The following is a 22,910-nucleotide window of genomic DNA, read 5'->3' as shown; positions in this document are numbered from 1 at the left end:
TTACATTTAAGGCCTGCCTAACCTAAGGATGTTGACGTGGGGAGCACAGTGATCGGCGCCAGAAGGCCCCGCGGCATGCTCCTCATGGTGCTGCCCGCCACCGCCCTTGTGGCCCTGTGCGCCCTGTCGTTGGCCTTCGGCGCGCTGAGCGTTCCCCTCGACCAGGTGTGGGACACGCTTGTCGGCCAGGCCCCCAGCACCCGGATCGAGAACGTGGTCTGGTCCGTCCGCGTACCGAGAACGGCGCTCGGCCTCGCCGCCGGAGCGGCTCTCGGCCTGTCGGGCGCGCTGATGCAGGCACTGACCAGAAACCCCCTCGCCGACCCCGGAGTTCTCGGCGTGAGCGCGGGAGCCGCGTTCGCCATCGTCTTCTCCGTCGGCGTTCTCGGACTGGGCTCGGTCTACGGCTACATCTGGTTCGCCTTCGCCGGGGCGATGGCCGCCAGCGTCCTGGTCTACCTCCTCGGCGGACTGGGCCGCTCGGGCACCACGCCCGTCAAACTCGCCCTCGCCGGCGTGGCCGTGACCTCGCTGCTCTTCTCACTGACCAGCGCGATCGCCCTGACCGACCCGGACGCACTCAACCGCTACCGCTTCTGGTCCGCGGGATCGCTGGCCAACCAGAACGAGGAAGTCCTCGTACGCGTCCTGCCGTTCCTCGCCGTCGGCGCCGTACTCGCCCTGGCCTGCGCCCCCGCACTCAACAGCATGGCGCTCGGCGACGACGTGGCCGCCTCGCTGGGGCTGAGGCTGGGCCTGACCCGGATCCAGGGCGTCCTCGCCGTCACACTCCTCACCGGCGGCGCCGTCGCCGTCATCGGGCCGGTGGTGTTCGTCGGCCTCGTCGTCCCGCACATCGCCCGCGTTCTGGCCCAGTACGCCGGTGTGGGCCCCGACCACCGCTGGCTCCTGCCCCTGTCGGCGGCGCTCGCGCCCTGTCTGCTGCTCGCCGCCGACATCGTGGGACGCCTTCTCGCGCGGCCGACGGAGATCCAGGCCGGCATTCTCGTCGCCTTCATCGGCGGCCCCTTCTTCATCGCCATGGTGCGCCGTCGACGACTCGCGGAGCTGTGAGCATGACCGATCTGCTGTCCCGCACCCCCGGCCGGGTCACCTTCCGGCTCGGCGTCCCGCCCGTCTCCGGAGTGCTGCGGCCGCGCCTGATGTGGGTGAGCGGCCTACTCGCCGTCGCCACCTTCCTGGTGTTCTGCCTGGGCATGACGATCGGGGACATCCCGTACTCGTTCATGGACGTCGTACGGGCCCTGCTCGGTACGGCGGATCCCGGCACCCAGCTCATCGTCCAGGAACTGCGGCTGCCACGCGCCGTGGCCGGTCTGCTCGTCGGGTTCGCCTTCGGTGTCTCCGGAGCGCTGTTCCAGACGATGACACTCAACCCCCTGGCCAGCCCGGACATGATCGGCATCACCCAGGGCGCGGGCGCCGCCGTGGTCGCCGGCATCGTGCTCGGCTGGGACGGAGGGCTGAGCACCCAGGCGCTCGGCCTGATCGGGGCGTTGACCGCGGCGCTGCTGGTGTACGTCCTCGCCTGGAAGCGCGGCACGACGGGCTACCGCATCGTTCTCGTCGGCATCGGCATCGCCTGGATCTGCACCAGTGCCACGGACTACCTGATGGCCCGCGGCGAGCGGTTCCAGGCGCAGGCCGCGCTCGGCTGGCTCGTCGGCAATCTCAACGGCCGCGGCTGGGACCAGGTCGGCCCGCTGGCCGCCGCCATGGCGGTTCTGGTCCCCACGGCGCTGCTGCTCGGCCGGCTGATGCGCACGCTCCAGCTCGGCGACGACGTCGCCCGAGGCCTCGGCACGCGTGTGCAGCCGGTCCGCTTGGCCGTCCTGCTCGCGGGAGTCGGACTGGTGGCGTTCGGCACCGCCGCGGCCGGCCCCGTCGCGTTCGTGGCGCTCGCCGCACCCCAGATCGCCCAGCGTCTGGCGCGTACTGCCTGGCCGCCACCGGTGGCCTCCGGGCTCACCGGAGCGCTGGCGGTGCTCGTTTCGGACCTGATCGCGCGGAAGCTGATCTCCGGAACGGAGCTTCCGGTCGGGATCGTCACGGGAGTGCTGGGCGCTCCCGTCCTGTTGTGGCTGCTCGTCCGTGCCAACCGCGCCGGCTCAGGAGGCTGAACACGTGTCATCGAAGTCTGTGGACCCCGCGGGCCCCGATCTGCGGGCCGAAGGCCTGCGGCTGGCGTACGAGAGCCGGGTCGTCGTCGACGGCCTCGATGTGGTGATACCGCCCGGCCGGGTCACGGCGATCGTCGGGGCGAACGCGTGCGGCAAGTCAACCCTGTTGCGCGCCCTGGCAAGGCTGCTGGCGCCGAAGGCCGGCTCCGTCCATCTCGACGGCCGCGCCGTGCAGTCCATCCCCACCCGGGAACTGGCCCAGCGGCTCGGCATTCTGCCGCAGTCACCGGTCGCGCCGGAGGGACTGACGGTCATCGACCTGGTGGGGCGGGGCCGTTCACCGCACCAGACCTGGTGGCGGCAGTGGAGCCGGTCGGACGAGCAGGCCGTCCACGACGCCCTGCGCGCCACGTCGATGGCGGATCTCGCCGACCGTCCCGTCGACGAACTCTCCGGCGGACAGCGGCAGCGCGCCTGGATCGCGATGGCGGTGGCGCAGGGGACGCCGGTGATGCTGCTCGACGAGCCGACGACGTACCTCGACCTCGCGCACCAGATCGATGTGCTGGACCTGGTCACCGACCTCAACCGGCATCAGAACCGCACGGTGGTCATGGTCCTCCACGACCTCAACCAGGCCTGCCGGTACGCCGATCACGTCATCGCCATGAAGAAGGGGCGGATCGTGGCCGAGGGTGCGCCGGGGGACGTCATCACCGCGACCACGGTCGAGGACGTCTTCGGATTGCGCTGTCAGGTGGCCAAGGACCCGGTCAGCGGCACCCCGATGATCATTCCCATGGGGCGCCACCACGAGGTCGCGGACGCGGTCCCTCCGGCCGATGTCGATGTCGATGCCGATGCCCACGCGGTCGATGAGGCCGGCGCCGGCGCCGGCGCGGTCGCCGTCACCGGATCCGCCGGCTGACGCACGAGCGGCCGGGGAGACGAACGGCCCGGCGGGAACGGGTGGGTGCCCGCTCCCGCCGGGCCGATGACGTCAGGACGGCCCGTCACGGCCTCCGGTCGTCACACGGGATCCATCACGGACGGTCCGTCAGATAGCCGCCCATCGTGCGGAAGTAGTCGGTGGCGGCGAGTTCGGTGCCGTCCTCGGTCCGCACCCGCTTCAGCAGGAGGCCGTGGTTGCGTCCGGTACGGGCGTCCGCACCGGCGACGATGACGATGCCGTCCCCCTCGCGTATGAAGATCCGCCCCGGGGTGCCTCCGTAGCGCCCTTCCGACACCGCCGCGGAGACGACGCGCAGCCGCTGTCCACGGTGGTGGGTGAAGGCGTTGGGGTAGGGGTCCGACTGCGCGCGGACGAACCTCTCCAGATCCTCCGCCGGCCAGCTCCAATCGATCCTGCTGTCCTCCACGGAACGCTTGTGGAAGAAGGTGGACTTCGAGCGGTCCTGCGGCGTCCACACCGCCGTGCCGGCGGCGATGTGGTCGAGCGCGTCGTGGACGATCGGTCCGATGAGGTCAACCGTCTTGCGGAACAGGTCCGTTGCGGTGTCCTCGGGTCCGACGGACACCGAACGCTGGAGCACGATGTCGCCCATGTCGAGCTCACCGTCCATGCGATGGGCCGTGACACCCACCTCCGGCTCGCCGTTGATCAGCGCCCAGATCAGCGGCGAGAAGCCCGCGTACGTGGGCAGCAGCGAGTCGTGGACGTTGAGCGTGCCGTGCGGCGGCAGGTCGAAGATCTCCGGTGGCAGCCAGGTCCGCCAGTTGTTGGCCACGATGATGTCGGGCTCGACGTCCCTGAGAGCGCTGAGCAGTTCGTCGTCCCCGGGGCGGTTGCGCAGCAGGACCGGCACGCCGTGCTTCTCGGCCAGGTCCGCGACGGAGTCGTCCCAGATCTTCTCGTAGGCGTGCTCGCTCTTGGGGTGGGTGACGACGAGGACCACTTCGTGTTCGGAGTCCAGCAGAGCCTGCAGCGTGCGGTGGCCCCAGGTCTGATAGCCGAACATGACGACCCGCATGTGAATCCTCCTCAGACATTGCAAGGTAAGGCTAACCTTATCTAACATGTGCGTGCTTAGGGAGGCGATGACGCGGTGAACACACTGCAGAGTGGGCCGGGCACCATCCACGACGTTCTGGGCATTGGGTTCGGTCCGTCGAATCTTGCTCTCGCGATAGCGATCCAGGAGTACAACGCACAAGTATCCGAAGAGGACAGGCTCGAGGCGACGTTCCTCGAGAAGCAGCCCCGCTTCGGCTGGCACCGGGGCATGCTCATCGACGACGCCACGATGCAGGTGTCGTTCCTCAAGGACCTGGTGACGATGCGTGACCCCACCAGCGACTTCAGCTTCCTGTGCTACCTGCGGGAGCGGGAACGGTTGGTCGACTTCCTCAACCAGAAGACGCTCTTCCCGCTCCGCATCGAGTTCCACGACTACTTCGAGTGGGCCGCTGCCCGCGTCTCCGGCCTGGTGGAGTACGCGACGGAGGTCGTCTCGGTGAAGCCCGTGACCGAGGACGGCGAGGTCCGCTGGTTCGAGGTCACCGGCCGCAACCCGGCGGACCCGCAGCGGCCGATCGTGCGCAGGGCGCACAATCTGGTCATCGCGACCGGCATGGAGCCTCACCTCCCGCCGGGGACTGTGCTGTCCGACCGCGTCTGGCACAACAGCGAGTTGATGCCGCGCGTGGCCCAACTCGTCGGCGAGGGAACCCCCGTACGCCGGGCCGTCGTCCTCGGTGCCGGACAGAGCGCCGCCGAGGCGGTCGACTATCTCCACCGCAGCTTCCCGGCCGCCGAGATCTGCTCCGTCTTCGCCAAGTACGGCTACACCCCGGCCGACGACAGCCCCTTCGCCAACCGGATCTTCGACCCCGAGGCGGTCGACATCTACTACCAGGCGCCGCGGGACGTGAAGCAGGCGCTCTTCGACTACCACCGCGGGACCAACTACTCCGTCGTGGACATGGATCTCATCGAGGCCCTGTCCAGAACGATGTACCAGGAGAAGGTCCAGGGCTGTGAGCGGCTGCGGATGCTCAACGTCTCCCGCATCCGGGAGGTCGAGACGAGCGACGACCGGCTCGACATCACGGTGGAGTACCTGCCGACCGGCGACCGGGACGTGCTCACGGCCGACTTGCTCGTCCACGCGACGGGCTATCAACCGCGCGGCATCGGCGAGCGGTTTGGGGACATCAGCAAGCTCTGCATGCGCGACGAGGAGGACGCCCTCCTGGTGGGCAGGGACCACCGGGTCGCCACACTGCCGGGCGTCGCCTCCGACATCTACCTCCAGGGCGGCACGGAGCACACGCACGGCATCACGTCGACGCTGCTGTCGAACACGGCGGTGCGCGCCGGAGAGATCCGCGCGTCACTCGTCGCCCGGCGCATGACGAGGGGACGGGTGGCGAACGGCATCAGCTGAAGGAACGGATTGCCGGCCTCGCGGACGGGTGGTCGGCGGATGCGTACGACATGAGTCAGTACGGCATGAGGTGAGGCGGCGGGCACGCCATGGACTCGGTCCGGGTTCGTGGCCGCCGCCTCTTTCCGAGCGGCTGCGCGACGGCGGGACCGACGGCCTGGTGTGGCCACGGCCGGGCGGGAATCCTTCTCTGGGCCCGGGGTGGTACCCCAGGTCCACGCCCGTGCGGGGCCGCCGTCGTGGATCAGGCCCACCGGACCGGTTCGACACGCGGAGGCTGTCCGTGACAGGGCGACCGCGAAGGGTGGGGCTCGGTGATCACGGCCGGCGCGGGGCGCGGACTCGGCGCGCGATCATCGTGCTGATCGTCGGGTGACGGGCGGGGTGCTCCTCAGGGGCCCGTCCTCTGCGGAGGCACCGGCTGCCACGGGGGATCAGCGGTCCGCGATGTCCTCGCGGAGACCGTCGGAGAATTCCCACCACGACATGGGAAGCCAGTCGCCGTCGACAAAGGCATCGACTGTCGCGCCGCGACCGCGGACAGTCACGGTCGTTCCCGGCGGGTACACGGTGCCTGAGAGCCCGGGTACGGGGACGAGCAGGGTTCCGAGTCGCTGTGCTGACACCTTGGGCCCTCCATCTCACTGTCTCGGCAGAAATCCGATCGAATGTGCCGAGGCTACCGGCTTGTCCGATCGTGCAGTCGGGAGAATCATGAGAAATAGGTCACGTGGGGAAGTCGGGGGGAACCGAGAACCGGTCGAAGCGAGGTGGCAGCCATGAAGGCAGTCGTTTATCAGGGACCGTTCAGCGTAGCGGTCGAAGATGTTGAAAAGCCCAGTATTCAGCATCCCAACGATGTGATCGTCAGGATCACCTCCACCGCCATATGCGGCTCCGATCTGCACATGTACGAGGGCCGTACCGCTGCCGAGCCCGGCATCGTCTTCGGCCACGAGAACATGGGGATCATCGAGGACTGCGGTCCGGGAGTCACCTCTCTCGAGGAGGGCGACCGTGTGGTCATGCCCTTCAATGTCGCCTGCGGGTTCTGCACCAACTGCATCGACGGATACACCGGTTACTGTCTGACCGTCAATCCCGGTTTCGCGGGCGGTGCTTATGGATACGTCGCCATGGGCCCCTGGACCGGCGGCCAGGCGGAATACCTCCGCGTCCCCTACGCCGACTTCAACTGCCTGAAATTGCCGCCGGGTGAGGAGCACGAGCGCGATTTCATTCTGCTCGCCGACATCTTTCCCACCGGCTACCACGGCTGCGAACTCGCCCAGGTCCGTCCCGGCGAAAGCGTCGCGGTGTACGGCGGCGGTCCGGTCGGGCTCATGGCCGCCTATTCGGCCATGCTGCGCGGCGCGAAGAAGGTATTCGTCGTGGACCGGGTCGCCGAGCGTCTGGCGAAGGCCGAGGAGATAGGCGCGGTGCCGGTCAACTTCGCCGAGGGCGACCCGATCGAGCAGATCAAGGACCAGACCGGAGGCGTCGGCACGGACAAGGGTGTCGACGCCGTCGGCTACCAGGCGACGGCACAGGGCACGGACCGCGAGGAACCGGCGACCGTCCTGAACTCGCTCGTCGGCACGGTCCGGGCCACCGGTGCACTCGGAGTCCCGGGTCTGTACGTCCCAGCCGACCCCGGAGGCCCCGACGAGGACTCCAAGAAGGGCATGCTTCTCGTGTCGGTCGGCAGGCTCTTCGAGAAGGGTCTGCGGATGGGTACGGGGCAGTGCAACGTGAAGCGCTACAACCGCTTCCTGCGCGACATGATCATCGAAGGCAGGGCGGAGCCCAGCTTCGTCGTCTCCCACGAACTGCCCCTGGACCAGGCGCCTTCGGCGTACGAGAAGTTCGACCAGCGGGTCGAGGGCTACACCAAGGTGGTGCTGCACCCGTAGGCACCGCAGCGCGGGCCGCGGGCCGTTGAATGCCCGCGGCCCGCCGCACGCGGTGCGCCCCCCGGCATGGCCGGCCGCTCCGGCCGAGGCCCAGGCGTGACTCACGCGTCCAGTTGCCGGCGAATGAGCGTGTCGAGTCGCTGCCATGCCGGGGAGGCGGCGTTGACCGTGCTCTGGATGAGGCCCGGGATCTCGGAGGCCGTACCCAGTTCGGGCATCTCGCCGGGACCGTAGCGCTGGCGCGTCGCCTCGGCGATCCGGCGGGCCAGGTCGTCGAGGCGGGGGTCGTCGGCGTCGAGGTCGTGCGCACTGTCGTAGGCGAGGAAGAGCTGCCGCAGCGCGGGATCGGCCAGGGTCTCGGCTTGGTCCTGGAACAGTGCGGTGGCGTCGTCCGGGTGTGTGGCGAACACGAGGATCCACAGGTCGCGTTGCAGATCGACCCATCGGGGAGTGAATCCCCAGCGGGCCAGGCGTTCCAGATGGGCGCCGACCTCGGCGGGGAGCGAGCCCAATCGCCCGGCGGCGAGCCGGTGCAGGCGCCCCCGCGTCGCCCGCAGGGCGTCGATGCGGGTGGTGAGCGCATCGTCGATCTCGCGCAGGGCCTGCTGGAACTCCTCGTCGGTCGCCGATCGCAGGTCGCGGATACGGGCCAGGGGGACACCGGCTTCGGTGAGAGTGCGGATCTTGATCAGATCGATGGCATCGTCCGCGCCGTAGCGTCGGTAGCCGGACGCGTCGCGGGCGGGCTCGGGGAGCAGCCCCTTGTCGTGGTAGACGCGGATGGTCTTGGTCGACACGCCGACGTACTTGGCCAGCTGCCCGATGGTGATCACCCGGCCATCGTCGCACTTGACCTTTCCCCCGGGGCAGGGTTGCAGCATGGCGTCATGCCGAACACGAACACGAACAGGAACACCGACGTCGACCGGGAGACCCTGCGCGAGCTGGCCGACGAGGGCAGCGAAACCGCTCTGGACCGGCTGGCCGATCTCGCCGACGCGACCGGTGACGTCGGGGAGCTGAGCGAACTGCTGGACGAGGGATCCCTGCGGGCCGGGTTCCTGCTCACGCGGCGCGCGGCCGCAGCCGGCGACCTGCGCGAGCTGCAACGGATCTCCGACGCCGGGTACGACGAGGCCGGGAGGGAGCTGGACCGGCTGCTGAGGGCACCGGCCGACGGGCCGAAGGACTGAGGGGCGGTCAGCAGCGCGTCGACGGACGACGCTCCCCCTGCGCTCTCCGCGCATTCCGTGACGGATGGACTCCCACGGTCACGTGCCGACAGCTAGGGTCGATTCGGTCCGGCGGAGGCGGCGCGGTTCACAGGGGATGCTCATGGCACGAGAGTGCTGGTTCTGCGGGAGTGAAGCGGCGGCACCGCAGCACGATCGTGTCATCGGGATGCACCGGGACGTCGACAGCAGTCCGACCTGGACTCTCGGTGTCCGCACCAGATGGCACAGGACCGGCATCCGTGTACCGCGTTGCGCGCGCTGCCGTGGAGGTCACCGGATCGAGCAGGCGATGATGGTGCTCGCCGCCGCCGCGGTGACCGCGTATTCCGCCAGTGGGCAACTGGACAGGCTCCTGGGCATCCTGCCGAGTACCTCGTCCGGCAGGGTCCTCTCGGCGGTGTGGGCAGCGGTGGCCTGTCTCCCCGCACTGGCCTGGATCGCCACCCGGCAGGCGTGGCTGCCCTGGCAGCGCCTCGCACCTCGCCACCTGCGCCACGCGCGCCGGCACCCGGGGGTCCAGGAACTCGGGGAGGACGGCTGGAAGTACAGGCCCGGGCCCTTCCCGTACTGGCAGAACCCCGAGGACCCGGCCCTGGCGCGGCTGTCCGCGCCGCCCGCCGGCGCCCGGAAGGCCGCCGGCTGTGTCACCGCGGTGCTCGGTCTCGTCTCCGTCGTCGTGACCGTAGTTCTGTATGTGCGGGACAGCGAGCTGGCGGCGGTGTTCCTGGTGGCTGCCCTCGGCCTGTTCTTCCTGTCGTCGAAGATCAACCCCGAAGCATGACCGCGGACCGCCCACGCTGACCGCTCTCGTTGCCGAGGCTGATGAGCACCCACGTGCGGGACGTACTTGCGAGTCGATCGCAGCTGGTCAGAGGCCGTATGACGGTGGTAGCCGCAATGCCCTTCCTGTGCCACGGTGGCTGCATGGACGCCATGGAGGGGAACCGGCACCACCACGGACACCACGGCCACGCCGAGGCCGGGCATCGACATGAGCCACATGCGTCCCGCCCGGCCCGGGTACGCCACCGGCTGGCTCACCTGGTCCGGCCGCACAGCCACGAGTCGGTGGACAAGGTCGACACAGCGATGGAGACCTCCCGCGAGGGCATGCGCACGCTCTGGCTCTCCCTCGCCGTCCTCGGCGCCACCACCCTCATCCAGGCCGTGATCGTCGCCCTGTCCGGGTCGGTCGCCCTGCTCGGCGACACGATCCACAACGCCACCGACGCACTGACCGCGCTCCCGCTCGGCATCGCCTTCGTCCTCGGCCGGCGAGCGGCCAACCGCCGTTACCCGTACGGCTACGGCCGGGCCGAAGACCTCGCCGGCATCCTGATCGTGGCGGCCATCGCCGCCTCCGCCGCACTGGCCGCCTATGCCGCCGTCGACCGCCTGCTGCACCCGCGCGACATCACACACCTGTGGGCCGTGGCCGGGGCCGCGGTCGCCGGGTTCATCGGCAACGAGTGGGTGGCCCGCTACCGCATCCGCACCGGCCGGAAGATCGGCTCCGCGGCCCTGGTCGCCGACGGACTGCACGCCCGTACGGACGGATTCACCTCACTGGCCGTGCTGTTGGGCGCGGGCGGCGCCGCCCTCGGCCTGCGCCTGGCGGACCCCGTCATCGGTCTGCTGATCACCGCCGCCATCCTGTTCGTCCTCAAGGATGCTGCCCGCGAGGTGTACCGGCGCCTGATGGACAGCGTCGATCCCCGTCTCATCGAGACCGCGGAGACCGCGCTGCACGCGGTGGACGGCCTGCGAGGCGTCGGACCGGTGCGGATGCGATGGATCGGCCACACCCTGCGCGCGGAAGCCGATATCGTCGTCGACCCGCACCTGACCGTCGTCGAAGCACACCGGCTGGCCGTCGCCGCGGAGCATGCACTGATCCACGCGGTACCCCGGCTGACCGCCGCGACCGTCCACACCGACCACACGGCGGCGGACGGCGACCCGCACGAGGCCCTCGCACATCACACGGGCCGGGTGGATGTGGTCGCGGCCGACCCCGCTGGTGCCGGTGCCCCCTGACGGCCCCGATGCTGCCTCAGCCGGTCGACGGCTCCTCCGGCTGTCGGGGGCCGGACGTCGGATCAGCTGCGTCGACGATGTGCAGCCCATGGTCCTGCGCCGGCTCGTGGATCCGCAGGAGTGCGGGTACGGCGCTCATCGCTCCACTGATGAGGATGATCACGTGGTCGGTCCCCACACCGAGCGGAGACGCGAGCCAGGGCGGCCTCGGCTCGTTGCTGCGGGCGAGGAATTCGGGGTACCGGCACCGAAGTTGTTGGTAGAACGCCATGATCCGGTCGACGAACCCACCCTCGTCATGGTTCTCGGCGAGGCAAGAGGGTTGGCTGCGTGGCCACACCCCACGGGCTATGCCCCAGTTCACGCCCTGTGCCCGCCTCGCCAGGGAGGAGAGCGCTCGTCCTGTCGTTCTCGGCGGTCGGGCCCACGGCGCCCGCGAAGCCCCCGCCCCGCGAGACGCCGTGGTGCACACCCAAGGTCAGCCGGACGTCATTCGGCCTTCGCCTGCGCCGAGATGCCCCCGTCCACCGGCATCGCCGTCCCGGTGACGAAAGAGGCACGCACACTGCACAGCCACACCGCCGCCTCCGCTATCTCCTGCGGATCCGCCATGCGCTTCTGGATCTGCGGGGCGATGAACGCCTGTTCCAGGTGCGGGAATTGGCGGACCGCCTCGTCGATCATCTCGCTGCGCGTGGTGCCGACCACGAGGGCGTTGACGCGGATGCCCTGCGCGCCGTACTCGGCCGCCGCCGCGCGTGTGATGCCGAGGATCGCGTGCTTGGCCGCCACGTACGGCACGGACGCGCCCGTCGCGTAACGCCCCGCGGTACTACTGGTGTTGACCACCGAGCCGCCCCTGCCCGACGCCAGCATCACCGGCAGCTGGTGCTTCATGCAGTTCCACACCCCCCGGACGTTGACGTCCATCGTGCGGTCGAAGATCTCGTCCTCGGTCTCGTGCAGCAGTGTCCCGACCGTGGCGTAGCCCGCGTTGTTGAAGGCGCAGTCGAGCCCGCCGAACTGTTCGACGGCCGCCTCCACCACCCGGCGGACGTCGCCGGAATCGGCGACGTCACCCGGAACGGCGAGCGCGCGGCCGCCCTTGGCGGTGATCTCCTCGGCAATGGCGCGCAGCTTCTCGGCACGGCGTGCCATCAGTACGACGGCGGCCCCCTCCTGCGCGAACAGATGCGCGGAGGCGGCGCCGATCCCGCTGGACGCGCCCGTGATCATCGCCACCTGGCCCGCGAGCATGCCCTGGTGGTTCCCCTGTGTGATCTCTTCTCCGATCATCGGACGAGCATATGTAGATCACGGGTGTTGTCGCATCGGTGTTCGACCCGCCGGTGTAGTCCTCATCCCGGCCGCTCTGCCGTTACCGTCGTTGACAGAAGCGCACGTCGCGGACGCCGCATGGTCCCCACGAGAAATCCTGGTCACACATGAGCGATGCCGACCCCGGGCTGTTCGGGCCCGACTCCGTCACCTGGCACCTGCACGGCGACCCGATGATGTGGGTGGCGGGCGTCCGCGCCCTGTACCTCCAGGCACTCCACCCCCGCGCCGTCCGCGGGGTCATGGAGAACTCCGACTTCCGCAAGGACGCCTGGGGCAGGCTCCTGCGTACCGCCGACTTCGTCGGCACCATCAGCTACGGCACCACCGAGGCGGCCGAGAAGGCGGGCGCCCGGGTGCGGCGGATCCACTCGCGGCTGAAGGCCACCGACCCCGCCACCGGCGAGCGGTACGGCGTCGACGAACCGGACCTGCTGCTCTGGGTGCACTGCGCCGAGATCGACTCCTACCTCCATGTCGCCCGCCGCTCCGGGTTTCCCCTCAGCGACGCGCAGGCCGACCGCTACGTCGACGAACACCGCGAGAGCGCACGCCTCGTCGGCCTCGATCCCGAGACCGTACCCGCCACGGCCGCCCACCTCGCCGAGTACTTCCGTACGACACTGCCGCTGCTCGCGGCCGGGTCCGACGCACGGGACGTGGACGACTTCCTGCGGCGTCCGCCGACGCCCGCCCTGCTCGTGCCCGCACGGGAACTGCTGTGGAGGCACGTGGCGAACCTCGCGTACAACACTCTGCCGCCGTTCGCCCACGGGCTGTACGGCCGTCCGGCGCCCCCACCGCGGCGCGTCACCCGTCAGCTGGCCGCCACCGGCAGACTGTTGCGCTGCATCCCCTCCCGCGTCCGCTGGCAGCTCCCGCCGGGTCACATCCTGAAAGCAATGGCCCGTCTCGGACCGGACACCCGCCCCGCCCCGTACAAACTCCGCAGACAGGAGGCCATACTGAACGGGCCGGGTGGGGCGCAGCAGAGCAACGGGGGCGACAGCACGCGATGGCGGAATCCAGGCTGATCCAAGGCCGCTACCGGCTGCTCGAACGCATCGGGCGCGGCGGCATGGGCGAGGTGTGGCGAGCTGTCGACGAGGCGCTCGGGCGGCACGTCGCGGTCAAGTGCCTCAAGCCGATGGGTCCGCAGCACGACGCCGGCTTCGCCACGGTCCTGCGCGAACGCTTCCGCCGCGAGGCCCGGGTGGCGGCCGCTCTCCAGCACCGCGGGGTCACCGTCGTCCACGACTTCGGCGAGTACGACGGCGTGCTCTACCTGGTCATGGAGCTGCTGGAGGGCCGCAACCTCAGCCAGTTGCTGGAGGAGAACAGTCAGCGCCCGCTGCCCGTACGGGATGTACTCGACATCGCCGAGCAGGTGTCCGACGCTCTCGCGTACACGCACGGGCAGGGCATCGTCCACCGGGACCTGAAGCCCGCCAACATCATGCGGCTCACCGACGGCGCGGTGAAGATCTGCGACTTCGGTATCGCCCGGCTCGGCGAGGACATCGGGTTCACCTCCCGTCTCACCGGTACGGGCATCGCCATGGGCACGCCGCACTACATGTCGCCCGAGCAGATCAGCGGCGGCCATGTCGACCACCGCAGCGATCTGTACTCGCTCGGGTGCGTGCTCTACGAGATCGCCACCGGGGTGCCGCCGTTCGACCACGACGACGCCTGGGCCGTCCTCGTCGGCCACCGCGACACGACGCCGGAGCCGCTGCGTACGCACCGGTCCGAGATCCCCGACTCCTTCCAGGAGATCGTGCTGGACCTGCTGGCCAAACCGCCCGAGGACCGGCCCACCGACGCCAAGCACCTCACCCTCCGGATCGGCGCGGCGGCGCGCCCGGGCGTGGCGCACGCCCCGCCGCCGCAGAGCCCGGCGGAGGGACCGGCGCCCGCACCCCGTCTGCCGTCCTGGACCCGCGGAATGACCACCGGACACAAAGCCACCGCGACCTCGGTGCTGCGGACCTCGCTGCCCGACCACACCGCCGGGCTGACGGGGGAGTGGACCACGCTCACCGACCCGCGGGGCGGTCCGGTGCTGCCGGCGTCCGCCGGACCCGAGCGGCCCACTCCGCCGCCCGAACTGGTCGCCGTCCTCGCCGGCCGGCACAGTGCGGGCCTGAGCCTCGGCCGCCTCGGCCGCTGGGAGGAGGCGGGCGAGGTGCACCGCGCGGTCGCCGCCGAGCGCGAACACGCGCTGGGGCCCGACCATCCGGACACTCTCGCCAGCCGCTACGAGGTCGCCTTCACGCTCAGCAGGACCGGGCGGGCCGCGGACGCGCTGCGCGAGTTCGGCCGGGTGGCCGAGGGGCGCGAGCGGACCATGGGCGCCGACCACCCCGAGGCGCTGGCCGCGCGCCAGGAGACGGCGTACGTCCTCGGGCAGCTGGGCCGCCACTTCGAGGCGCACGACGTCTACGCCTCGGTGCTCGCCGCCCGCGAGCGCACCATGGGCCCCGACCACCCCGACACACTGCGCTGCCGGCACAACCTCGCCTTCAACCTCAGCAGGCTGGGACGGCTGGAGGACTCGTTCCGTATGGCCCAGGACGTCGCGGCGGCCCGCGCCCGGGTCCTCGGCGCGGACCACCCCGACACCCTGGTCACGCAGTACGAGGTCGCCTACGCGCTCGGCCGCCTGGGCCGCTGGTCGGAGGCGCTCCAGACGTACCGCGAGGTGGCGGCCGCCCGTGCCCGGGCGCTCGGCCCCGACCATCCCGACACCCTCGCCGCCCGCTACGAGGTCGGCATCAGCCTCGGCCGGCTCGGTCACAGCGCCGAGGCGCTGGAGCTCTACCGCTCGCTCGTCGCCGACCGCACCCGCATCCAGGGCCCCACCGACCCGGAAACCCTGCGCGCCCGGCACGGTGTCGGGGTGAACCTGGGCAGGCTCGCGCGCTGGGAAGAGGCGCTCGCGGAGGCGCAGGACGTCAGCGCGCTGCGCGAACGTGTCCTCGGCGTGGACCACCCCGACACCCTCGTCAGCCACCGCGAAGTGGCCGTCGGCCTCGGCTGGCTGGGCCGCTGGGCGGACGCGCTCACCACTCACCGGCACGTCGCGACGGCCCGCGAAAGCATCTTCGGCCCGGACCACCCCGACGCCCTGGCCAGCCGGAACGACGAGGCGCACTGCCTGGAGCAACTCGGCCGCCAGGAGGAGGCGGTGGAGCTCTACCGCGCGGTGGCGGCGCTCCGGGAACGGCGGGGCACGCACGGGCGGTAGGTGTTCGCAGGGTGGGCACCCACGGCCGGCAGCGACTGTCGTACTGATCCCAACGAGTCGGACCGGGTGTCCACAGGGCAGGACCCCGGCCCCCATCAGGGGATATCGTCCGCCCATGTCCGCACACACTGCGTATGACGTCGTGATCGTCGGTGGAGGCCACAACGGCCTGGTCGCCGCCGCCTACCTCGCCCGCGCCGGTCGCTCGGTGCTCGTCCTGGAGCGCCGGGGGAACACCGGGGGAGCGGCCGTATCCACACGGCCCTTCGCCGGGGTCGACGCGCGGCTCTCGCGTTACTCCTACCTCGTGTCGCTGCTGCCGGAGAAGATCGTCAGCGAGCTCGGTCTGCGCTTCTCCGTACGCAAGCGCACCGTCTCCTCCTACACCCCCAAGGGCACCGGCGGGCTCCTCGTCGGCGCCGGCCGGACCCGGGAGTCGTTCGCCGCGCTCACCGGTGGTGAGGGCGAGTACGCCGCCTGGGAGGACTTCTACGGCATGACCGCCCGCCTCGCCGAGCGGGTCTTCCCCACCCTCACGGAACCCCTGCCGACCCGGGACGCGCTGCGGGCCCGGATCGACGACGAGACCGCCTGGCGGATCCTCTTCGAGGAGCCCATCGGTGAGGCGATCGAGAAGCGGTTCAGCGACGACCTCGTCCGGGGTGTCGTCCTCACCGACGCCCTGATCGGGACGTTCGCCGACGCCCATGATCCGGGCCTCGCCCAGAACCGCTGCTTCCTGTACCACGTGATCGGCGGCGGGACGGGCGACTGGGACGTGCCCGTCGGCGGGATGGGCGCGCTGACCGACGCCCTGGCCGCGGCCGCCCGGGACGCCGGCGCGAAGATCGTGACCCTGCACGAGGCGACCCGCATCGAGACGGACGGCGAGCACGCCACCGTCACCTACCGTTCGCACGACGCCGAGGGAACGGTCGACGCGGGGCATGTGCTGGTCAACGCCTCACCGCGGGAGCTGGCCGCCCTGCTCGGCGACGAGGCGCCCGAGCCGGCCGAGGGCGCACAGCTCAAGGTGAACATGCTGCTGCGGAGGCTGCCGCGGCTCAAGGACAGCTCCGTCGACCCGCGCGACGCGTTCTCCGGGACGTTCCACGTCTCCGAGGGGTACGGCCAACTGGCCACCGCGTACCGGGAAGCGGCCTCGGGCAGGCTGCCCAGCGCGCCGCCGTCGGAGATCTACTGCCACTCCCTGACCGACCCCTCCATCCTCGGCCCCGAACTCGCCGCGCAGGGCTACCAGACACTGACACTGTTCGGACTGCACACCCCGGCCAGGCTGTTCACCGCCGACAATGACGCCGCGCGCACGGAGCTGCTCGCCGCCACCATCGCTGAACTGGACACCTATCTCGACGAGCCGCTCGCGGACTGTCTGGCGCTCGACGAGAACGGCGAGCCGTGCATCGAGGCCAAGACGCCGCTCGATCTGGACCGCGAACTGCTGCTCCCCGGCGGCAACATCTTCCACCGCGACCTGTCCTTCCCCTACGCCACCGAGTCGACCGGGCGGTGGGGCGTCGAGACCGCGCACGCCAACGTCCTGCTCTGCGGTGCGGGCGCGGTGCGTGGCGGAGGCGTGAGCGGGGTGCCCGGCCACAACGCCGCCATGGCGGTGCTGGGCCGGTGACACCGCGTCAGTCCGTGGACGCCGTCCAGCCCGTGGCCTCGATCCGGGCTGCGTCCCGGGGCCTGCGTTCGTCGAAGACGGTGCGGCCCCGGTCCGTGACCTTGATCGCGTCCACATAGACCCCGCGGCCCACATAGAGCTGGTCGGTGGCGTAACGCCAGCGCAGCCGGACGGTGGTGCCGCGCCAGGCGGCGAGGTCCGCGGTCAGCCGGTGCCAGCGGCGCCCCGACCAGCCGGTCGCGGTGCCCGCCGGATGCGGCTGGGGCGCCGCACCGTCCCGTGCGGTCGTGAACGGCACCGGCTGCCAGCTCGCGCCGTCGTCCGACGACGCTTCGAGGAACAGGCCGTCGGAGCCCGGCTCGGTGTCCCACCACAGGGAGCATCCGAGCCGGGCAGACCCGGACCCGGACCCGGAGGCAGGCGCGGACGACAGCGCGAGCCCGGGCAGGGTGAGCGTCGCGGACGAGGCGGCGGCCATGCCCGCGAACCAGGCCCTGCGGCCGTGGTCGGGACGTACGGGGACGGCACGGGCGAGGTTGTTGGCCGCGGCCGCCCGTGGCGCACTGCCGCTCCGCCAACTGCGCACCGGGTGGACCGAGTTGCCGAGCACGATCAGGAACGAGTCGGAGCCGGGGTCGAGGACCAGACTGGTGCCCGTGAATCCGGTGTGCCCGGCGGTGCGCGGGGTGGCCATGGCTCCCATGTACCAGTGCTGGTAGAGCTCGAAGCCGAGGCCGTGCTCGTCGCCCGGGAAGGCGGTGTTGAAGTCGGTGAACATCAACTCGACGGAGGACGGGCGCAGGATGCGGGACCGCCCGTAGACACCGCCGTTGAGGAGTGTCCGGGCCAGGACCGCGAGGTCCCAGGCGCAGGAGAAGACGCCGGCGTGACCGGCGACGCCGCCGAAGCCGAAGGCGTTCTCGTCGTGCACCTCTCCCCACACGAGTCCGCGGTCCAGGCCCGACCAGGGCAGCCGGGCATCCTCGGTGGCGGCGATCTTGCGCCGCCAGGAGGCGGGTGGATTGAAACGCGTCCGGTGCATCCCGAGCGGAGCGGTGATCTCGTCCCGGAGCAGTACATCCAGTGGGAGACCGGTGATCTTCTCCAGGATCAGCTGGAGGGAGATCAGATTGAGGTCGGAGTAGAGGTAGGCGGTGCCCGGCGGCGTGACCGGAACCTCGTTCCAGAGCAGCCGGAGCTTGCCCTCACGGGTGGGCTCCTTGAAGAGCGGAATCCAGGCGCGCAGCCCCGAGGTGTGGGTGAGCAGCTGTCGGACGGTGATGTCCTGCTTCCCCCCGGCTCCGAAGTCCGGCAGATACGTGGCGACCGCCGCCTCCAGCCGCAGCGTGCCCTGCTCGATCTGCTGCACGGCGAGCAGCGAGGTGAACAGCTTGGACACGGACGCCAGGTCGAAGACCGTGTCCTCGGCCATGGGGATCTGCCGCTCGGGCGGGAACTCCACGCCGGTGTCGGTCTTCTCGTCGTACGCGGCGTAGCGCACCGCTTTGCCGATCGGCCGGTGCAGCGCCACGGTGCCGCCGCGTCCCGCGAGCAGTACCGCCCCCGCGTACCAGGGGTGCTTCGGCGACGGGCCGAGGAACGTCTGTGCGTCGGCGACGAGTTGCTCCAGGTGGCGGGGGATCAGACCGGCCTGCTCCGGGCTGCCGCGCCGCAGGGTCGGCCGCCCGCCGGCCGGACTCGCGCCTCCGCCGGAAGCCCCACCGCTCTCGGCGGCCGCCGCGTCGGCGAACGGGATCGGCCCCAGCGCGAGCGCTCCGCCCAGGGCCAGCACTCCGCTGCCCAGTCTCCGTCGGCTGATCCCTCTGCCCTCCGCGCCCTGTGTCATCCGGAACCTACCCTCTCCTGAAAGTATCTTTCGGGATCACGATCAGCAGTGAAACTTTCTTGCGGGGCTCGGGCGGTGTCAACCACCTCAAAGAATCTGACACAGCATCAGAAAATCTCTTCCCTCGTCCCTCCGGCTGCGGCATCCTGCCGCCCATGGAGACGGAGCTGAGCAAGAGACTGGGGATCGAACACGCCATCTTCGGCTTCACGCCGTTCCCCGCGGTGGCCGCCGCCATCACCAGGGCCGGCGGGTTCGGCGTCCTCGGGGCCGTCCGCTACACCGCCCCCGACGACCTCAGACGCGATCTCGACTGGATGCAGGAGCACAGCGACGGCAAGCCGTACGGACTCGACGTCGTCATGCCCGCCAAGAAGGTCGAAGGCGTCACCGAGGCCGATGTCGAGGCGATGATTCCGGAGGGGCACCGGCAGTTCGTCCGCGACACCCTGGCCAAACACGGGGTGCCCGAACTCGCCGAGGGCGAGGCGGCGGGGTGGCGCATCACCGGATGGATGGAAGAAGTCGCCCGCACACAGCTCGACGTCGCCTTCCAGTACCCGATCAGGCTGCTCGCCAACGCCCTCGGTTCCCCGCCGGGCGACGTCGTGTACCGCGCACACGACCAGGACGTCCTGGTCGCCGCACTCGCCGGCAGCGCACACCACGCCGAGCACCACGCCGAGGCGGGCATCGACATCGTGGTCGCCCAGGGCTACGAGGCGGGCGGGCATACCGGCGAGATCGCCTCCATGGTGCTCACTCCCGAAGTGGTCGACGCCGTCGACCCGTTGCCCGTACTCGCCGCCGGCGGCATCGGCAGCGGTGAACAGATCGCCGCGGCACTCGCGCTCGGCGCACAGGGAGCCTGGCTCGGGTCGCTCTGGCTCACCACCACCGAGGCCGATCTGCACTCCCGCGCACTGACAGCAAAACTCCTCGCCGCCGGCTCCGGCGACACCGTCCGCTCGCGGGCCCTCACCGGCAAGCCCGCGCGCCAGCTGCGGACGGAATGGACCGACGCCTGGGACGGCCCGGACGGACCCGGCACCCTCCCGATGCCGCTCCAGGGCCTGCTCGTCGCCGAGGCCGTCTCCCGCATCCAGAAGCACGAGGTGGTGCCGCTGCTCGGCACACCGGTCGGCCAGATCGTCGGACGGATGACGTCCGAGCGTGCTGTGCAGACCGTCTTCGACGATCTGACCCGCGGCTTCGAACGGGCCGTGGACCGCATCAACCGCATTGCCGGAAGGAGTCAGTGATGCCCAACGGTTTCTGGGCCCAGGCGGCAGCCGACCCCGGCCGCACGATCCTGACCGCGCCCGACGGTACGGCCTGGACCGCGGGCCGGCTGCACGCCGTCGTCAACCAGCTCGTCCACGGGCTGCGCGCCGCGGGTCTCGAGCGCGGTGACGCCTTCGCCGTCGTGCTCCCCAACGGCGTCGAACTCCTCACCGCCTACCTCGCGGCGTCCCAGTCCGGGCTGTATCTCATCCCCGTCAACCACCACCTCGTCGGCCCCGAGATCGCCTGGATCGTCGCCGACTCCGGCGCCAAGGTCCTCATCGCGCACGAGCGGTTCGGCGACGCGGCGACGGCGGCGGCCGACGAGGCGAAGCTGCCCGCGAGCCACCGGTACGCGGTCGGCGCCGTCGACGGCTTCCGTCCGTACGCCGAACTCCTCGACGGACAACAGGAGTCCGCCCCCGAGGGCCGCACGCTCGGCTGGGTCATGAACTACACCTCGGGCACCACCGGACGGCCGCGAGGCATCCGCCGGCCGCTGTCCGGCAAGGCCCCGGAGGAGACCTATCTCGGCGGGTTCCTCGGCATCTTCGGCATCATGCCCTTCGACGGCAACGTCCACCTCGTCTGCTCCCCGCTCTACCACACGGCCGTGCTCCAGTTCGCGGGCGCGGCCCTGCACATCGGGCATCCGCTGGTCCTGATGGACAAGTGGACGCCCGAGGAGATGCTGCGGCTGATCGACCGACACAGGTGTACGCACACGCACATGGTGCCGACGCAGTTCCACCGGCTGCTCGCCCTGCCCGACGACGTCAAGGCGCGGTACGACGTGACGTCGATGCGGCACGCGATCCACGGTGCGGCCCCCTGCCCCGACCATGTGAAGCGGGCGATGATCGACTGGTGGGGGACCTGCGTCGAGGAGTACTACGCGGCGAGTGAGGGAGGCGGCGCCTTCGCCACCGCCGAGGACTGGCTGAAGAAGCCCGGCACCGTCGGCAAGGCCTGGCCGATCAGTGAACTCGCCGTCTTCGACGACGACGGCAACCGCCTGTCGCCCGGTGAACTGGGCACCGTCTACATGAAGATGTCCACCGGCGGCTTCAGCTACCACAAGGACGAGGCCAAGACGCGGAAGAACCGGATCGGCGACTTCTTCACCGTCGGCGACCTCGGCCTTCTCGACGAGGACGGCTATCTCTTCCTCCGTGACCGCAAGATCGACATGATCATCTCGGGCGGTGTCAACATCTACCCGGCCGAGATCGAATCCGCCCTGCTCACCCATCCGGCGGTCGCCGACGCGGCGGCCTTCGGGATACCGCACGCCGACTGGGGAGAAGAGGTCAAGGCCGTCGTCGAACCCGCCGACGGTCACGAGGCCGGCGACGCACTCGCCGCCGACATCCTCGACCACTGCGAGCAGCACCTCGCCGCGTACAAGCGCCCGAAGACGGTGGACTTCATCGAGGTCATGCCGCGGGACCCGAACGGCAAGCTCTACAAGCGCCGGCTGCGCGAGCCGTACTGGGAGGGCCACGAACGCGCGATGTGACGCGCCGGGCCGGGCGGGCGGCTTCCCGGCTTTTCCCGTGAGGCCTGCCGACCGGGTACCGGCGTTCGGCCGGTACCCGGTCGGCGATCGCCACGTTCCCAGGGGGACTCGCCCCGGAGCCGCGCCGGGACCCCGTTGGCGGAGCACCTCGCGCGTCCCGCCCGTGCCCCTGGCAGCGTGGCCGTCATGAAGACCGGCACCGCACCGCTCGCGGCTCAGTGGACCACTTGGGTGCCGGTCGTCGCCGTGGTCGCGCTCGTGCTGGCCTGGGGGCGCGAGCTGCCCGGGTTCGTCGTCGCCCTCGTCGGGCTCTGTCTGGTGGGCGCCGTCCTCGCCGCCGTGCACCATGCCGAGGTCATCGCGCACCGCGTCGGCGAACCCTTCGGCTCCCTGGTGCTCGCCGTGGCGGTCACCGTCATCGAGGTGGGACTGATCGTCACCCTCATGGCGGGCGGCGGGGACAAGGTGTCGACGTACGCCAGGGACACCGTCTTCGCCGCCGTCATGATCACCTGCAACGGCATCGTCGGACTGTGTGTGCTGGTCGGAGCCCTGCGCAACCGTGTCGTCGTCTTCAACGCCGAGGGCTCCGGCGGCGCCCTCGCGACCGTCTGCACCCTCGCGACCATGACCCTGGTGCTGCCCACGTTCACCACGAGTCAGCCGGGTCCGGAGTTCACCGGGGCGCAGCTGACCTTCGCCGCCGTCGCCTCGATCTGTCTGTACGGCCTCTTCGTCGCCGTCCAGACCGTGCGGCACCGGGACTACTTCCTGCCCGTCGAACGCGACGGCCGGGAGCCCGCCGCCGACGAGCACGCGCCCCCGCCCACCGACAGGCAGACGGCGGCGAGCCTCGGCCTGCTGATGGTGGCGCTCGTCGCCGTCGTCGGAAACGCCAAGCTCGTCTCGCCGACCATCGAGAACGCCGTGGAGTCGGCCGGGCTCCCCACGGCGGTCGTCGGTGTCGTCATCGCCCTCATGGTGCTGGCGCCCGAGACCCTCGCCGCGGTCCGCGCCGCGCGCCGGAACCGGGTGCAGACGAGCCTCAACCTCGCGTACGGATCCGCCATCGCCAGCATCGGTCTCACGATTCCGGCCATCGCGCTCGCTTCGATCTGGCTGTCCGGGCCCCTGGTCCTCGGTGAGGACGCCACCCATATGGTGCTCCTCGTGCTCACTGCGGTGGTGAGCGCGCTGACCGTGGTGCCCGGACGAGCCACTCTGCTCCAGGGCGGCGTCCATCTGGCGCTGTTCGCCGCGTTCGTCTTCCTCTCCTTCAGCCCGTGACGCGT

The 22,910-nt window shown here is 70.6% G+C and carries 20 protein-coding genes; 14 read left to right on the top strand and 6 right to left on the bottom strand.

Annotated features, from left to right (window positions below; all coding sequences use genetic code 11):
* The first annotated feature begins 75 nt into the window (after positions 1–75).
* From OHA05_RS02840 to OHA05_RS02830, 3 genes are read left to right on the top strand one after another with little or no spacing between them, the layout of a single operon-like run.
* Entirely contained in the window at positions 76–1,074 is a 999-nt protein-coding gene (locus OHA05_RS02840; RefSeq protein ID WP_443043825.1) for a FecCD family ABC transporter permease, read from the top strand.
* Positions 1,075–1,076: 2 nt separating this feature from the next.
* Positions 1,077–2,141: a FecCD family ABC transporter permease gene (locus OHA05_RS02835; RefSeq protein WP_328859688.1), complete on the top strand. Its 1,065-nt coding sequence runs from the start codon at positions 1,077–1,079 to the stop codon at positions 2,139–2,141.
* Positions 2,142–2,160: 19 nt separating this feature from the next.
* On the top strand, positions 2,161–3,069 hold the full coding sequence (locus OHA05_RS02830) for an ABC transporter ATP-binding protein (RefSeq protein WP_328863324.1): 909 nt from the start codon (positions 2,161–2,163) through the stop codon (positions 3,067–3,069).
* Between the two features lie 115 nt (positions 3,070–3,184).
* On the opposite strand, the gene OHA05_RS02825 is transcribed toward OHA05_RS02830, so the two are convergent.
* Complete coding sequence (locus tag OHA05_RS02825) at positions 3,185–4,132, bottom strand: methionyl-tRNA formyltransferase (protein WP_313948026.1); 948 nt, start codon at positions 4,130–4,132, stop codon at positions 3,185–3,187.
* A 75-nt stretch (positions 4,133–4,207) separates the two neighbouring features.
* On the opposite strand from OHA05_RS02825, the gene OHA05_RS02820 reads away from it, so the two are divergent.
* Positions 4,208–5,548 carry a lysine N(6)-hydroxylase/L-ornithine N(5)-oxygenase family protein gene (locus OHA05_RS02820; protein WP_328859687.1) on the top strand — a complete coding sequence of 447 codons (1,341 nt, stop codon included), beginning with the start codon at positions 4,208–4,210 and terminating at the stop codon, positions 5,546–5,548.
* A gap of 434 nt (positions 5,549–5,982) precedes the next feature.
* Here the strand turns inward: OHA05_RS02820 and OHA05_RS02815 are convergent, their stop codons facing one another.
* Entirely contained in the window at positions 5,983–6,174 is a 192-nt protein-coding gene (locus tag OHA05_RS02815) for a hypothetical protein (RefSeq protein WP_313948028.1), read from the bottom strand.
* A gap of 153 nt (positions 6,175–6,327) precedes the next feature.
* Here OHA05_RS02815 and OHA05_RS02810 point away from each other — a divergent pair, with 153 nt between their 5' ends.
* On the top strand, positions 6,328–7,461 hold the full coding sequence (locus OHA05_RS02810; protein WP_328859686.1) for a glutathione-independent formaldehyde dehydrogenase: 1,134 nt from the start codon (positions 6,328–6,330) through the stop codon (positions 7,459–7,461).
* A 101-nt stretch (positions 7,462–7,562) separates the two neighbouring features.
* Here OHA05_RS02810 and OHA05_RS02805 read toward each other — a convergent pair whose 3' ends face one another.
* Positions 7,563–8,294, bottom strand: a complete 732-nt coding sequence (locus tag OHA05_RS02805) for a MerR family transcriptional regulator (protein ID WP_328859685.1) — start codon at positions 8,292–8,294, stop codon at positions 7,563–7,565.
* Positions 8,295–8,348: 54 nt separating this feature from the next.
* Here OHA05_RS02805 and OHA05_RS02800 point away from each other — a divergent pair, with 54 nt between their 5' ends.
* From OHA05_RS02800 to OHA05_RS02790, 3 genes are all read left to right on the top strand, one after another.
* On the top strand, positions 8,349–8,654 hold the full coding sequence (locus OHA05_RS02800) for a hypothetical protein (RefSeq protein ID WP_313948031.1): 306 nt from the start codon (positions 8,349–8,351) through the stop codon (positions 8,652–8,654).
* Between the two features lie 331 nt (positions 8,655–8,985).
* Positions 8,986–9,477 carry a hypothetical protein gene (locus OHA05_RS02795; protein WP_328859684.1) on the top strand — a complete coding sequence of 164 codons (492 nt, stop codon included), beginning with the start codon at positions 8,986–8,988 and terminating at the stop codon, positions 9,475–9,477.
* 143 nt (positions 9,478–9,620) lie between these two features.
* Positions 9,621–10,733 carry a cation diffusion facilitator family transporter gene (locus OHA05_RS02790; RefSeq protein WP_328859683.1) on the top strand — a complete coding sequence of 371 codons (1,113 nt, stop codon included), beginning with the start codon at positions 9,621–9,623 and terminating at the stop codon, positions 10,731–10,733.
* Positions 10,734–10,749: 16 nt separating this feature from the next.
* On the opposite strand, the gene OHA05_RS02785 is transcribed toward OHA05_RS02790, so the two are convergent.
* On the bottom strand, positions 10,750–10,896 hold the full coding sequence (locus OHA05_RS02785; RefSeq protein WP_328859682.1) for a hypothetical protein: 147 nt from the start codon (positions 10,894–10,896) through the stop codon (positions 10,750–10,752).
* A 326-nt stretch (positions 10,897–11,222) separates the two neighbouring features.
* Positions 11,223–12,029 (bottom strand): SDR family NAD(P)-dependent oxidoreductase, encoded by an 807-nt coding sequence (locus OHA05_RS02780; protein ID WP_328859681.1) that lies wholly within the window; start codon positions 12,027–12,029, stop codon positions 11,223–11,225.
* Positions 12,030–12,178: 149 nt separating this feature from the next.
* Between OHA05_RS02780 and OHA05_RS02775 the strand changes: the two genes are divergently transcribed.
* From OHA05_RS02775 to OHA05_RS02765, 3 genes are all read left to right on the top strand, one after another.
* Positions 12,179–13,105, top strand: a complete 927-nt coding sequence (locus OHA05_RS02775) for an oxygenase MpaB family protein (protein ID WP_328859680.1) — start codon at positions 12,179–12,181, stop codon at positions 13,103–13,105.
* Positions 13,087–15,321, top strand: coding sequence for a serine/threonine-protein kinase (locus OHA05_RS02770; protein ID WP_328859679.1), 2,235 nt, complete (start codon positions 13,087–13,089; stop codon positions 15,319–15,321). Before OHA05_RS02775 ends, OHA05_RS02770 begins: the two co-directional genes overlap by 19 nt.
* Positions 15,322–15,436: 115 nt before the next feature.
* Complete coding sequence (locus OHA05_RS02765; protein WP_328859678.1) at positions 15,437–16,969, top strand: phytoene desaturase family protein; 1,533 nt, start codon at positions 15,437–15,439, stop codon at positions 16,967–16,969.
* A gap of 7 nt (positions 16,970–16,976) precedes the next feature.
* Here the strand turns inward: OHA05_RS02765 and OHA05_RS02760 are convergent, their stop codons facing one another.
* Positions 16,977–18,815 carry a serine hydrolase gene (locus tag OHA05_RS02760; RefSeq protein ID WP_328859677.1) on the bottom strand — a complete coding sequence of 613 codons (1,839 nt, stop codon included), beginning with the start codon at positions 18,813–18,815 and terminating at the stop codon, positions 16,977–16,979.
* Positions 18,816–18,970: 155 nt separating this feature from the next.
* Here OHA05_RS02760 and OHA05_RS02755 point away from each other — a divergent pair, with 155 nt between their 5' ends.
* The 3 genes from OHA05_RS02755 (at position 18,971) to OHA05_RS02745 (ending at position 22,905) form a co-directional block, all read left to right on the top strand.
* Positions 18,971–20,077 carry a nitronate monooxygenase gene (locus tag OHA05_RS02755; RefSeq protein WP_328859676.1) on the top strand — a complete coding sequence of 369 codons (1,107 nt, stop codon included), beginning with the start codon at positions 18,971–18,973 and terminating at the stop codon, positions 20,075–20,077.
* Positions 20,077–21,618 carry an acyl-CoA synthetase gene (locus OHA05_RS02750; RefSeq protein WP_328859675.1) on the top strand — a complete coding sequence of 514 codons (1,542 nt, stop codon included), beginning with the start codon at positions 20,077–20,079 and terminating at the stop codon, positions 21,616–21,618. Before OHA05_RS02755 ends, OHA05_RS02750 begins: the two co-directional genes overlap by 1 nt.
* A 186-nt stretch (positions 21,619–21,804) precedes the next feature.
* Entirely contained in the window at positions 21,805–22,905 is a 1,101-nt protein-coding gene (locus OHA05_RS02745; RefSeq protein WP_328859674.1) for a calcium:proton antiporter, read from the top strand.
* The last annotated feature ends 5 nt before the right edge of the window (positions 22,906–22,910 follow it).

It is taken from the genome of Streptomyces sp. NBC_00306, assembly GCF_036169555.1.
Lineage (GTDB): Bacteria > Actinomycetota > Actinomycetes > Streptomycetales > Streptomycetaceae > Streptomyces > Streptomyces achmelvichensis.
The sequence above is the reverse complement of the archived record's forward strand: the minus strand, read 5'-3'. Positions and strand labels throughout refer to the sequence as shown.

What these genes read in the sequence shown, in the direction of transcription:
- OHA05_RS02840 (WP_443043825.1), top strand. Translation starts at nt 76, where the DNA reads ATGCTCCTCATGGTGCTGCCCGCCACCGCCCTTGTGGCCCTGTGCGCC.
- OHA05_RS02835 (WP_328859688.1), top strand. Translation starts at nt 1,077, where the DNA reads ATGACCGATCTGCTGTCCCGCACCCCCGGCCGGGTCACCTTCCGGCTC.
- OHA05_RS02825 (WP_313948026.1), bottom strand. Translation starts at nt 4,132, where the DNA reads ATGCGGGTCGTCATGTTCGGCTATCAGACCTGGGGCCACCGCACGCTG.
- OHA05_RS02810 (WP_328859686.1), top strand. Translation starts at nt 6,328, where the DNA reads ATGAAGGCAGTCGTTTATCAGGGACCGTTCAGCGTAGCGGTCGAAGAT.
- OHA05_RS02800 (WP_313948031.1), top strand. Translation starts at nt 8,349, where the DNA reads ATGCCGAACACGAACACGAACAGGAACACCGACGTCGACCGGGAGACC.
- OHA05_RS02795 (WP_328859684.1), top strand. Translation starts at nt 8,986, where the DNA reads ATGATGGTGCTCGCCGCCGCCGCGGTGACCGCGTATTCCGCCAGTGGG.
- OHA05_RS02790 (WP_328859683.1), top strand. Translation starts at nt 9,621, where the DNA reads ATGGACGCCATGGAGGGGAACCGGCACCACCACGGACACCACGGCCAC.
- OHA05_RS02780 (WP_328859681.1), bottom strand. Translation starts at nt 12,029, where the DNA reads ATGATCGGAGAAGAGATCACACAGGGGAACCACCAGGGCATGCTCGCG.
- OHA05_RS02775 (WP_328859680.1), top strand. Translation starts at nt 12,179, where the DNA reads ATGAGCGATGCCGACCCCGGGCTGTTCGGGCCCGACTCCGTCACCTGG.
- OHA05_RS02770 (WP_328859679.1), top strand. Translation starts at nt 13,087, where the DNA reads ATGGCGGAATCCAGGCTGATCCAAGGCCGCTACCGGCTGCTCGAACGC.
- OHA05_RS02765 (WP_328859678.1), top strand. Translation starts at nt 15,437, where the DNA reads ATGTCCGCACACACTGCGTATGACGTCGTGATCGTCGGTGGAGGCCAC.
- OHA05_RS02760 (WP_328859677.1), bottom strand. Translation starts at nt 18,815, where the DNA reads ATGACACAGGGCGCGGAGGGCAGAGGGATCAGCCGACGGAGACTGGGC.
- OHA05_RS02755 (WP_328859676.1), top strand. Translation starts at nt 18,971, where the DNA reads ATGGAGACGGAGCTGAGCAAGAGACTGGGGATCGAACACGCCATCTTC.
- OHA05_RS02750 (WP_328859675.1), top strand. Translation starts at nt 20,077, where the DNA reads ATGCCCAACGGTTTCTGGGCCCAGGCGGCAGCCGACCCCGGCCGCACG.
- OHA05_RS02745 (WP_328859674.1), top strand. Translation starts at nt 21,805, where the DNA reads ATGAAGACCGGCACCGCACCGCTCGCGGCTCAGTGGACCACTTGGGTG.